Source organism: Saccharophagus degradans 2-40 (assembly GCF_000013665.1).
In the GTDB taxonomy this organism is placed as follows: Bacteria; Pseudomonadota; Gammaproteobacteria; order Pseudomonadales; family Cellvibrionaceae; genus Saccharophagus; species Saccharophagus degradans.
The window spans coordinates 2,681,930-2,694,538 of the sequence record NC_007912.1 but is presented as its reverse complement, the minus strand read 5'-3'; the positions used below and the strand labels follow the sequence as shown (position 1 = coordinate 2,694,538).

Below are 12,609 nucleotides of genomic sequence, written 5' to 3'. Positions count from 1 at the left end.
GCATCGAATTGTATAGAGAGCAGAGAAAATGCTGAAAGTAGAAGTTTATCGCTACAACCCAGAAACAGACAAAGAGCCTTACATGAAGTCCTACGATGTGGACACGCAAGGCAAAGACTTGATGGTTCTGGATGTGCTTGAGTTATTGAAATCTCAAGATCCTAGCCTAGCTTACCGTCGCTCGTGCCGTGAAGGTGTGTGTGGGTCTGACGGTATGAACATTGCTGGTAAAAACGGCTTGGCGTGCATTACACCTCTGTCTGAGTGTGTAAAAAAGGGCAAGTTAGTATTGCGCCCATTGCCAGGCTTGCCAGTAGTGCGCGATTTGGTGGTAGACATGGCTCAGTTTTATGAGCAATACCGCAAAATTGAGCCTTATTTGCAAAACAACACGCCTGCACCCGCTATTGAGCGTTTGCAGTCGCCAGAAGATCGTGAAAAGTTAGATGGTTTATATGAGTGCATCTTGTGCGCTTGTTGCTCTACTAGCTGCCCATCTTTCTGGTGGAACCCAGATAAATTTATTGGCCCAGCTGGCTTGTTGCAGGCTTATCGCTTTTTGGCAGATAGCCGCGATACGGCTACCGACGACCGCTTGTCTAATTTGGATGACCCTTTCAGCGTATTCCGTTGTCATGGCATTCAAAATTGTGTGGACGTATGTCCAAAAGGCTTAAATCCAACGCGTGCAATTGGACATATTCGCAATATGCTCTTGCAGCGAGGTACCTAAGTCTGGACAATGCGCCAGTTACCCGCAAAAGCAAGTAAGACCTGAAAAACAGGCAATAAGCTACTAGCTTAGTAAATTATGTGGTGTGGCCGCCTCACAAGGGTGGCCAAAGTTAAATTAAGCCTCTGTCAAACTATTTTGTACAGGGGCGTCATTGCGAATAGCAGGGTTAAAGAGCGGCAATAAAATACTTGTTGGTATTTTGTGCTGTTCCGAAACATGCCCTGTCATACGGTGGGCGAAATGCAAGAAAGTATCATGGAGTTATTGTGGAAAACCTCGCATCTATCTGGAGGTAACGCCGCATATGTAGAAGATCAGTACGAATCCTATCTGTCAGACCCTCATTCCGTTTCGGAAGAGTGGCGCGACTACTTCGATAAGTTACCCCGTGTTAACGGCAGCGCTAGCGAAGATGTAAACCATTCCGAAATCATTAAGTATTTCGAGCTGCTCGGTAAAAACCGCGCGCGTCCAATAATTGTGCCCGGTGCTGGTAGTGGCGATATTGCCCACGAGCGCAAGCAGGTAGAAGTTGTTCAGTTGGTAAATGCCTACCGCTTAAGCGGTCATCAAAAAGCCAATATCGATCCGCTAAATCTACGCGCAGTTAAAAACCCTGTTGATTTAGACTTGGGCTTTCACCGCTTGAATACAGCCGATTTAGATTCTGTATTCCAAACCGGTGACCTCGCATTTGGCTACAAAGAAGCCAAGCTGAAAGACATCATTGCAGACCTAGAAAAAACTTACTGCGGCAACATTGGCGCAGAAGTTATGCACATTACTAACTACGAAGAGCGTCGCTGGTTGTTAAACCGCTTAGAGCGTTCGCGTTCTCAGCCAGATTTCGGCCCTAAAGCTAAGCGCAATATCTTGCGTCGTTTGACTGCAGCCGAAGGCTTAGAGCGTCATTTAGATAGCAAATACCCAGGTACAAAGCGCTTTGGTTTGGAAGGGGGCGAAAGCTTCATTCCATTGCTTGATGCGTTAATTCGTCGTGTTGGCGAATACGGTGCCAAAGAAATGGTATTGGGTATGGCTCACCGTGGCCGCTTAAATGCGCTGGTGAACATTCTTGGTAAAAACCCATCTGATTTGTTTGATGAGTTTGAAGGTAAGAAGCTAGTAGATACCTCTGGTGACGTTAAGTATCACCAAGGTTTCTCGTCAAACGTAATGACTCCTGGTGGCGAAATGCACCTTGCGTTGGCGTTTAACCCATCTCACTTGGAAATTGTATCTCCAGTGGTTGAGGGGTCTGTACGTGCACGTCAAGATCGCCGCGGCGACAAAGACGGCCACACCGTAGTGCCTGTTGTAGTACATGGTGATGCTGCGTTTGCTGGTCAGGGCGTTGTGATGGAAACATTCCAAATGTCACAAACCCGCGCATACAAAACTGGCGGTACTGTGCACTTGGTAATTAACAACCAAGTAGGTTTCACTACTAGCCGTGCAGACGACGCACGCTCTACAGCTTACTGTACCGACGTGGCAAAAATGATCGAAACACCGATCTTCCACGTTAACGGTGACGACCCAGAAGCGGTTGTTTACGTTACTCAATTGGCAGCAGATTACCGCAACGAATTTAAGAAAGATGTGGTTATTGATTTGGTTTGTTATCGCCGTCGTGGCCACAACGAAACCGATGAGCCTTCATCTACTCAGCCGTTAATGTACAAGGCTATTCGTTCGCACAAAACTACTCGCACTGTGTATGCAGAGCAGCTTGTTAACGCTGGTGTGGTTACTCAAGACGAAGCGGACCAGATGACTAACGATTATCGTGCTGCTTTGGATAGAGGCGAGCACGTAGCGCGTGGTTTGGTAAGCGAGCCGGATTCTTCGCTGTTTGTAAACTGGTCGCCTTATATTGGTCACGACTGGAATACACCTGCAGATACTACGTATCCAATCAAAGAATTGCAGTCGTTGGCAGAGCAAACTAGCCATGTGCCAGATGGTGTTCAGGTACAGCGTCAGGTAGCGAAAATCTACGACGACCGTCGCAAAATGGCGGGCGGTGCCTTGCCAATTAACTGGGGCATGGCCGAAACTCTGGCTTACGCTACCTTGTTGAAAGAAGGCCATAAAATTCGTTTAACGGGGCAAGATGTTGGTCGTGGTACTTTCTCGCATCGCCATGCTGTTGTGCATAACCAAAAAACTGGTGAAGCTTACATTCCGTTAGCGAATATTTCAGAAGATCAAGCGCCGTTAGATATTTACGATTCGTTATTATCTGAAGAAGCGGTGCTGGCGTTCGAATACGGTTACGCGACTACTTCGCCAAAAGGTTTGGTTATTTGGGAGGCTCAGTTCGGTGATTTCGCCAACGGCGCTCAAGTTGTTATTGACCAATTTATTACAAGTGGCGAGCACAAGTGGCAGCGTTTGTGTGGCTTAACTATGCTATTGCCACATGGTTACGAAGGGCAGGGGCCAGAGCACTCTTCAGCACGTTTAGAGCGCTTTATGCAATTGTGTGCAGAGCACAACATTCAAGTGTGTATCCCTACCACGCCTGCGCAGGTTTATCACATGATCCGCCGTCAGGCTATTCGCCCAATGCGCAGACCACTTGTTGTGATGAGCCCGAAATGGATTCTTCGTCACAAGTTGGCAACGTCTACGTTAGAAGAGCTAGCTGAAGGTAGCTTTAAAACAGTAATTGGCGATGACGTTGTTAAGCCAGAAGAAGCCAAACGTGTAATTTTGTGTAGCGGTAAGGTTTATTACCATCTTTTCGAGGCTCGCGAAGAGCGTGAAGAGAAAGACGTTGCATTAATTCGCATTGAGCAACTTTACCCATTCCCCGAAGAGGCGCTGCGCGTTGAGCTAGCAAAATACCCTGGTTTGGTGGATGTAGTGTGGTGTCAGGAAGAGCCGCAAAACCAAGGCGCTTGGTACTCTAGCCAGCACCGCATGCGCAGAGTTGTAGAACGAGTTAACGAAGACGCAGAGTTGCGTTACGTTGGTCGGGCATCTTCTTCTGCACCTGCAGCGGGTTACATGAGCACCCACTTGGAAGAACAGAATAAGTTCATCAACGCGGCATTGGACACTTCCGTTTAAGTCGCACTTAATAGCACTACTTGTTAAACGAGCCTTAACCAAAGGACACAGTTGGAATGACCATAGAAATTAAAGCACCCACTTTTCCGGAGTCTGTTCAAGACGGTACTGTGGCAACTTGGCACAAGCAGCCAGGTGAAGCCTGTTCACGTGATGAGCTTATTGTTGATATTGAAACTGATAAGGTGGTGCTCGAAGTAGTTGCACCGGCTGACGGTTCTATCGCTGAAATCATTAAAGGTGAAGGCGAAATTATTTTAAGCGGTGAAGTTATCGCTAAATTCGTAGCTGGCGCTGCAGGTTCTGCGCCTGCTCCAGCTGCTGCCGAAGCCGCTCCAGCTGCTAGCGAAGCATCTGAAGACGTTATTGCTGCACCTGCTGCGCGTAAACTCGCTGCAGAAAAGGGCATCGATTTAGCGTTAGTGAAGGGCACTGGTAAAGATGGCCGTATCACTAAAGAAGACGTAGCTGGTTACAAGCCTGCCGCTGCTGCAGCACCTGCACCAGCTGCCGCGCCAAAAGCTGCTGCTCCTGCATCTACCGGCGCTGTAGCGCCAACTGGTTTGCGTGAAGAAAAGCGTGTACCAATGACTCGTTTGCGTGCACGTATTGCAGAGCGTTTGTTGGATGCCAATAACAATACCGCAATGTTGACTACGTTTAACGAAGTGAATATGGCGCCTGTTATGAATCTGCGTAAACAATACAAAGATTTGTTTGAGAAAACCCACAACGGTTCACGTTTAGGCTTCATGGGCTTTTTCGTAAAAGCTGCTGTTGAAGCATTGCGTCGTTTCCCTGCTGTTAACGCATCAATCGACGGTAACGACATGGTTTACCACGGTTATCAAGATGTGGGTTGTGCAGTGTCTACCGATAAAGGTTTGGTTGTACCTGTTTTGCGCAACGCAGAAAACTTGAGCATTGCTGAAATCGAAAACGGTATTCGCGATTTCGGTTTGCGTGCTCGCGATGGTAAGTTGGGTATTGAAGAAATGACCGGTGGTACTTTCACTATTACTAACGGTGGTGTTTTCGGTTCTTTACTTTCAACGCCTATCTTGAACCCACCACAAGCGGCAATTTTGGGTATGCACAAAATCCAAGAGCGCCCAATGGCTGTTAACGGTGAAGTGAAAGTGTTGCCAATGATGTACTTGGCGCTTTCTTACGATCACCGGATCATTGACGGTAAAGAAGCGGTTCAGTTCTTGGTTACCATTAAGGACCTGCTAGAAGACCCTGCACGTATGTTGTTAGAGGTTTAAGCAAAATGCGACACGCTTTAGGGCGTGTCGCATAGCGTTAACATTCGACCATTAGTGTTAATAACACTCAAATCAAAAGTTTTGTATTTTCGGGGTTTATCCTATGTCCAACAAATATGACGTTATCGTTATTGGTTCTGGTCCTGCGGGCTACGTGGCAGCTATTCGCTGTGCGCAATTGGGTTTGAAAACAGCCTGTATTGAAAAATGGAAAGATAAAGACGGCAAGGGTGTGAACGGCGGTACTTGTCTAAACGTAGGTTGTATACCTTCAAAAGCGTTGTTGGATAGCTCTCATCGCTACGAAGATGCGCACAAAGGTTTTGCATCTCACGGTATTAAAGCGCCTAACGTTGAAATTGACGTGCCTTCAATGATTGCACGTAAAGATAAAATTGTTAAGCAGATGTCTGGCGGTATTACTGGTTTGTTCCAAGCTAACAAAGTTACTTCTTTGTACGGAACAGGTAAATTACTTGCTGGCCGCAAAGTGCAATACGTTGCATTAGACGGTAAAGAAGAAGTGTTAGAAGCAGAGAACGTAATTCTTGCTTCTGGTTCTATCCCTGTAAACATTCCTGTTGCACCAGCAGATGGCGATGTAATTGTTGATTCAACTGGCGCATTGGAATTCCAAGCTGTACCTGAGCGTTTAGGTGTAATTGGTGCTGGTGTAATTGGTCTTGAGCTAGGTAGTGTTTGGGGTCGTTTGGGCTCTAAAGTGGTTTGTTTAGAAGCCATGGATAGTTTCTTGGCTATGATGGATCAGCAGATTGCTACCGAAGCGAAGAAAATTTTGGTTAAACAAGGTTTAGATATCCGTCTAAGCTGTCGTGTAACTGGCACCGAAGTTGTAGAAGCTAAGGGCAAAAAAGAAGTTATCGTTACTTACACCGATAAAGACGGCAACGAAGCGAAAGAAACTTTCGATAAGTTGATTGTTTGTGTTGGTCGTCGTCCGTTCACTGACGGCTTGTTGTCTGAAGACAGCGGCGTTAAGTTGGATGAGCGCGGTTCTATTTACGTTAACGATTTGTGCTCTACTAGCGCGCCAGGCGTTTGGGCTGTTGGTGACGTTGTACGTGGCCCAATGTTGGCTCACAAAGGTTCTGAAGAAGGTGTGATGGTTGCAGAGCGCATTGCTGGCCAAAAAACCGTAATGAACTACGACATTATTCCTAACGTAATTTATACCCACCCAGAAATTGCTTCAGTTGGTAAAACTGAAGAGCAATTAAAAGCAGATGGCGAAGCTTACGAAGTAGGTACTTTCCCATTCTTGGCAATTGGTCGCGCTGTTGCAGCCGATTGCGCAGAAGGTATGGTTAAAATGATTGCTCACGCTGATACCGATCGCGTATTGGGTTGTCACATTGTTGGCCCGAACGCGGCAGACCTTGTACAGCAAGTAGCAATTGCTATGGAGTTTGGCGCTACATCAGAAGATATTGGTATGACTGTATTCGGTCACCCAACTTTCTCTGAAGCTGTTAAAGAAGCTGCGTTAGCGGTACATGGTCATGCTATCCACATGCCTAACCGTAAAAAACGCAAGTAGAAAATAGCAAGGGAATACTTCTATTCGCCCAGCATTGCTGGGCGAATTGGTATACAGATGGACTTGGCAGAGCGCGACAATAATTACTAGGCGATTTAACTCTGCAACTTACTTAAGTGTGCAAAAACCGAGCGCAAGGTTTTAATTGCGTGATCCTTAAATTGTCAGTCGAACCAACATACGGACGATCACAATGAATTTACATGAATATCAAGGCAAACAGCTTTTTGCTGAATATGGTTTGCCAGTATCTAAAGGCATAGCTGCAGAAACTCCTGCAGAAGCGGCAGCAGCTGCAGACATTATTGGTGGTGATAAGTGGGTTGTTAAAGCTCAGGTTCACGCTGGTGGTCGCGGTAAAGCGGGCGGCGTTAAATTGGTTTCTAGCAAAGCAGAAATCGAAGAGTTCGCTAAAAAGTGGTTAGGTAATAACTTAATTACTTATCAAACAGATGAAAATGGTCAGCCAGTTAGCCGTATTTTGGTTGAAAGCTGCACCGATATCGCTGACGAATTGTACTTGGGTGCAGTTGTAGACCGTTCTACTCGTCGCGTAATTTTTATGGCGTCTACTGAAGGCGGCGTAGAGATTGAAAAAGTTGCTGAAGAAACTCCAGAAAAAATCTTAAAAGCGATTATCGATCCTTTGACTGGCGCACAGCCATATCAAGCTCGCGAATTAGGTTTTAAATTGGGCTTAAACCCAGTTCAAATCAAGCAATTCACCCAAATCTTTTTAGGTTTGGCGAAAATGTTTGTTGATAAAGACTTGGCTCTTTTAGAAATCAACCCATTGGTTATTACTGATGAAGGTAACTTGCACTGCCTAGACGCTAAAGTAGCTATCGACGGCAACGCAATGTACCGTCAGCCTGCGCTTAAAGAAATGCACGATCCTTCACAAGAAGACGAGCGTGAAGCGCATGCAGCTAAATGGGAACTTAACTACGTAGCACTAGATGGCAACATCGGCTGTATGGTTAACGGTGCTGGTTTGGCAATGGGTACTATGGATATCGTGAAATTACACGGTGGCCAACCTGCAAACTTCCTAGACGTAGGCGGCGGCGCAACTAAAGAGCGCGTTGTTGAAGCATTCAAAATTATTCTTTCTGACGACAACGTAAAAGCTGTTTTAATTAACATCTTTGGCGGTATTGTTCGTTGTGACCTGATTGCAGAAGGTGTAATCGGCGCAGTGGAAGAGGTTGGTGTTAAGGTTCCTGTTGTTGTTCGTTTAGAAGGTAACAACGCAGAATTGGGTGCAAAAGTGTTGGCAGATAGTGGCCTAAACATTATTGCTGCAGAAAGCTTAACTGATGCTGCAGTACAAGTTGTTAAAGCTGCGGAGGGCAAATAATGAGCGTTTTAATTAACAAAGATACTAAAGTCCTCTGTCAGGGTTTTACCGGTTCACAAGGTACTTTCCACTCTCAGCAAGCTATTGAATACGGCACGCAAATGGTTGGTGGTGTGACTCCTGGTAAAGGTGGTCAAACTCACCTAGGTTTGCCAGTGTTCAACACTATGGCTGAAGCTGTAGAAGCTACCGGTGCTGATGCATCTGTAATCTATGTACCAGCTCCTTTCTGTAAAGACTCTATCTTAGAAGCTGCTCACAGTGGCGTTAAGTTGGTAGTTTGTATTACTGAAGGCATTCCTACTTTAGATATGCTTGAAGCTAAAGTTAAATGTGACGAGTTAGGCGTACGTTTAATTGGTCCTAACTGTCCAGGTGTGATCACTCCTGGTGAATGTAAAATAGGCATCATGCCTGGTCACATTCACTTGCCAGGTAAAGTAGGTATCGTATCGCGTTCTGGTACTTTGACTTACGAAGCTGTTAAACAAACTACCGATTTCGGTTTTGGTCAGTCTACCTGTGTTGGTATTGGTGGTGACCCAATTCCTGGTTCTAACTTTATCGACATTTTAGAAATGTTCGAAAAAGACGAGAAAACCGAAGCGATTGTTATGATTGGTGAAATTGGTGGTACTGCAGAAGAAGAAGCTGCTGCATACATCAAAGCTAACGTAACTAAGCCTGTTGTATCTTACATTGCTGGTGTAACTGCTCCTGCTGGTAAGCGTATGGGTCACGCTGGTGCGATTATTTCTGGTGGTAAAGGTACTGCCGACGAGAAATTCGCTGCATTAGAAGACGCAGGTGTTAAAACCGTTCGCAGCTTGGCTGAAATCGGTAATGCGCTTAAAGAAATTACTGGCTGGTAAGCCAAGTTTCAATAAAGCGTAAAAAGGGCTCTTCGGAGCCCTTTTTTGTACCTAGTATGCATATTGGGGTGCCGATAATATTTACATGGTTCCCAGTGGAGATTGAGCGGTGCTTGCTAAGTTATTGAATATTAAGGCTATATTTTAATGGCTTAGAAATTGCTTGAATACCGTCTCTGAATTATTTTGATTTTTTAAGGGTAAAATCGTGGTTAAGTTGTTTGATTCTCTTTGCGTGGCGTTTTGTTTACTGATTGTTTCTGCTTCCGCCAATGCAGTTTTAATGGACGATGTTGGCGTAGAGGATAGGCTGATAGCGAGTTTCGATAGCCCTAACAGCGGTGACGCGACAATTAGTGCTTGGGTTGCTTCGCAGCTAGGGGTTGATTCAGTCGATTTAACGTTTAAAGACGATTCGCCTAGTGAAAGCGGTTGGTTGCAAATCGATGATGCATCTGAGTTACATGCTTATGATTTGGCGACTATTGCCGGCTATGAGGCATCTGACTTTTTTATAATTAAGCTTGGTGTCGGGCGCAGTGATGCTGATGATACTTATTTGTTCGAAAATTTAGGTAGCTTGGATTGGGCTGCAGTAAATTTTACCGACATGCTTGTCGGGCAAAATTTGCGATTTAATTTTGGTCGCATTAGCCATGTTACAGGTTTTGAGTCAGCGAATGTGCCAGAGCCGGGAACGTTGTTTTTGTTAATGGTAGGTGTTGCTGGCTTGGTAGCAAGTCGTGTGTTACGTCTTAAATAGACCCAAGCCCTACTTAATCCTCAAAAAGCCTCTTCTAGAGGCTTTTTTTGTGTTTGCGGTTTTGGGGGGGGAGAGGAAAGATTAAATCTGTGTGGCTGACCATAGTGGCGTAATAAATTGTTTGCTACGCTACTGGTCGTTTTTAACATTCAATAGGGGGTATTATGAAAGGCGCAAAAATCATTGTTGTTGGGTCAGTTGTGGCGTTATGCGCTTGCTCCTGGGTAAAGCCTATAAGTGGGGCGGAGCAGGTTTCTTTAATTAAGCCAGGAATAGCGCAGGCCTGTAAAGAGCTGGGTAGTGCATCTGCGCAGGTCAAAGACCGTGTGGGTATTTTTGGCCGCAATGAGAAAAAAATCGCCGATGAGCTAGTGGCGTTGGCTAAAAACGAAGCCGTTCGTATGGGGGGCGATGCAGTGGTTGCCCAAGGCACGCCGAAAGATGGCTTTCAGAAGTTTAGTGTTTACCTCTGCGAGAAGTAATTTATAGCCGTTTTAGGGCTGAGCAAGGCTCTTGGCCCCGTAAAGTGTTCCATATTTAAAAGGCGCTTTAGGGGGCTTTTATTGCGCTGTATCTGCGTGCTATCCCGTCAGGTGACCCAAATCCTTCCCTTTCCTCCAAGAAAGTTCAGCATTCAGTTTTGTGTTCACTCTTGCAAAAAACCAGCTCTTTCTTCGTAAAAAGCCGTCTACTGACCATATTCGTATGGTGTGCCTCAGTTAGGGTAAGTGAAATAAGCCGCCCTTACTTTTCTTCGTTTCTTTTCTGGGCTTGAAATCTCTTAGCCCGCCCCAAACTTTGTGTTCAATAGTTTAAAACGGGGTAAACCCCTAAACCGCATATAACTGTCGTAGTAATGATAGGAGATTAATATATGACCGCTGAAGCGACTGTAGAAACGCGTGGATTCGAGACAGAGGCTAAGCAGCTTCTGCATTTGATGATCCACTCTTTGTACTCCAACAAAGAGATATTCCTCCGTGAGCTTGTATCTAACGCGTCCGATGCCGCCGATAAGCTCCGTTTTGAGGCGCTTAAGCAGCCAGAACTACTTGAGCAAGATTCTGAGCTAAAGATTACTATCGACTTTGATAAAGAAGCCAAAACCTTGTCAATTACTGACAATGGCATAGGCATGAATCGCGATGAGGTAATTGCCAATTTGGGTACCATTGCGCGTTCGGGTACGGCTCAGTTTATGGCCAACTTATCTGGCGATCAAAAGAAAGATTCGCAGCTTATTGGTCAGTTTGGGGTAGGTTTTTATTCTGCCTTTATCGTGGCAGACAAAGTAGAGGTGCTCACCCGCAGAGCCGGCAGCGAGCCGAGTGAGGGCGTACGTTGGGTAAGTGAGGGCGAAGCAGAATACTCTATTGAAAATATTGAGAAGGCTGCACGCGGCACAACGATTATTCTTCACCTTAAGAAAGACCAAGAAGAATTTGCTGATGGTTGGCGCTTGCGTTCAATTATTAAGAAGTATTCTGATCATATTTCGCTACCTGTTGAAATGCCAAAAGAGGCTGCTCCTGGCGAAGATAAAGAAGAAAAAGCGGAGGTTGAATACGAAGTTATAAACACCGCTAAGGCGTTGTGGGCGCGCAGCCGCAGCGATGTTACTGACGAAGAGTACAAAGAGTTCTACAAGCACGTAAGTCACGATTATACCGACCCCCTAAGCTGGTCTCACAACCGTGTAGAAGGTAAGTTGGATTACACCAGTCTTATCTATATTCCTTCCAAAGCGCCGTTTGATATGTACAACCGTGAGAAGCCGCGTGGTGTTAAATTGTACGTACAACGCACTTTTATTATGGATGATGCCGAGCAGTTTTTACCGCTTTACTTGCGCTTTATTAAAGGTGTGGTTGACTCGAATGACTTGTCGTTAAACGTATCTCGCGAAATTTTGCAGCAAGATCCAAACATCGACAGTATGCGTTCAGCGTTAACCAAGCGCGTATTGGATATGCTAGAAAAAATGGCCAAAAAAGAGCCAGAAAAATACGCAACCTTCTGGAAAGAATTTGGTGAGGTATTAAAAGAAGGCCCAGCCGAAGATTTTGCCAACAAAGAAAAAATCGCTAAATTGCTGCGCTTTGCTACCACGCATAAAAATACCAACGAGCAAGATCAGTCGCTTGATGCATATATTGAGCGCATGAAAGAAGGCCAAGATAAGATTTATTACGTGGTTGCTGAAAACTTCAATACGGCAAAAAATAGTCCGCATTTAGAAGTGTTCCGTAAAAAAGGTATCGAGGTATTGCTTCTTTCTAATCGTATCGACGATTGGTTGATGGGCCACCTAATGGAATATGATGGCAAGCAATTCCAAGACGTAGGTAAAGGCTCTTTGGATCTAGGTAAACTAGATTCAGAAGAAGATAAAAAAGAGCAAGAAAAAGTAGAAGAGGCCATGGCGCCCTTTGTTGAGCGCATGAAGGCCGCTTTGGCAGAGCAGGTTGAAGAGGTGCGCATTACTCACCGTTTAACAGAATCTCCCGCTTGCTTGGTGGTAGGTGAGCACGATATGGGCGCGCAAATGCGTCGATTATTGGAAGCGGCTGGTCAAGCAGTGCCAGAAAGTAAGCCTATTATTGAAATTAACCCTACGCATCCATTGGTGCAAAAGTTGGATCAAGAGCAAGATGAGGATCGCTTTAAAGACTTGTCACACATCTTGTTCGATCAGGCGAGCTTAGCGGAAGGAGGTTCACTTAAAGACCCTGCAGCTTATGTGTCGCGGTTAAATAAGTTGTTGTTAGAGCTAAGTAACTAATAATTTAGCTCATCATTAACTTGTAACCTATTCGTTAGACTATAGTCTTAAAGCGCAAGAACCCCTGACTAGCTATCTATTCAGGGGTTTTCTGTACTTTGAGCCAAGCATATTGCAGAAGTTGGTAATGATGTTGTTAATTAATTTTTGGTGGTTGCTTTGTGTTGCAGCTACTTGTAGAGTTTTTCTCAC

At 45.3% G+C, this 12,609-nt stretch carries 9 protein-coding genes; all 9 read left to right on the top strand.

What is annotated here, in order from left to right; translation table 11 throughout:
* Positions 1-28 precede the first annotated feature (28 nt).
* The 9 genes from SDE_RS11055 to htpG all read left to right on the top strand — a co-directional run bounded on the left by SDE_RS11055 (position 29) and on the right by htpG (position 12,417).
* Positions 29-733, top strand: coding sequence for a succinate dehydrogenase iron-sulfur subunit (locus SDE_RS11055; protein WP_011468585.1), 705 nt, complete (start codon positions 29-31; stop codon positions 731-733).
* A 243-nt stretch (positions 734-976) separates the two neighbouring features.
* Entirely contained in the window at positions 977-3,814 is a 2,838-nt protein-coding gene (locus tag SDE_RS11050; RefSeq protein WP_041324605.1) for a 2-oxoglutarate dehydrogenase E1 component, read from the top strand.
* Positions 3,815-3,870: 56 nt separating this feature from the next.
* Positions 3,871-5,082 carry a 2-oxoglutarate dehydrogenase complex dihydrolipoyllysine-residue succinyltransferase gene (odhB, locus tag SDE_RS11045; RefSeq protein WP_011468583.1) on the top strand — a complete coding sequence of 404 codons (1,212 nt, stop codon included), beginning with the start codon at positions 3,871-3,873 and terminating at the stop codon, positions 5,080-5,082.
* Positions 5,083-5,185: 103 nt separating this feature from the next.
* Positions 5,186-6,640 (top strand): dihydrolipoyl dehydrogenase, encoded by a 1,455-nt coding sequence (lpdA, locus tag SDE_RS11040; RefSeq protein WP_011468582.1) that lies wholly within the window; start codon positions 5,186-5,188, stop codon positions 6,638-6,640.
* Positions 6,641-6,833: 193 nt separating this feature from the next.
* Positions 6,834-8,000, top strand: a complete 1,167-nt coding sequence (gene sucC / locus SDE_RS11035; RefSeq protein ID WP_011468581.1) for an ADP-forming succinate--CoA ligase subunit beta — start codon at positions 6,834-6,836, stop codon at positions 7,998-8,000.
* Positions 8,000-8,872, top strand: coding sequence for a succinate--CoA ligase subunit alpha (gene sucD / locus SDE_RS11030; RefSeq protein ID WP_011468580.1), 873 nt, complete (start codon positions 8,000-8,002; stop codon positions 8,870-8,872). The genes sucC and sucD overlap by 1 nt, the downstream gene beginning before the upstream one ends.
* A gap of 208 nt (positions 8,873-9,080) precedes the next feature.
* Complete coding sequence (locus SDE_RS11025) at positions 9,081-9,635, top strand: PEP-CTERM sorting domain-containing protein (RefSeq protein WP_011468579.1); 555 nt, start codon at positions 9,081-9,083, stop codon at positions 9,633-9,635.
* A gap of 164 nt (positions 9,636-9,799) precedes the next feature.
* The gene (locus SDE_RS11020) at positions 9,800-10,117 is read left to right on the top strand and encodes a DUF4156 domain-containing protein (RefSeq protein WP_011468578.1); all 318 of its coding nucleotides are present in this window, start codon (positions 9,800-9,802) and stop codon (positions 10,115-10,117) included.
* Positions 10,118-10,509: 392 nt separating this feature from the next.
* On the top strand, positions 10,510-12,417 hold the full coding sequence (gene htpG / locus SDE_RS11015; protein ID WP_011468577.1) for a molecular chaperone HtpG: 1,908 nt from the start codon (positions 10,510-10,512) through the stop codon (positions 12,415-12,417).
* Positions 12,418-12,609 lie beyond the last annotated feature (192 nt).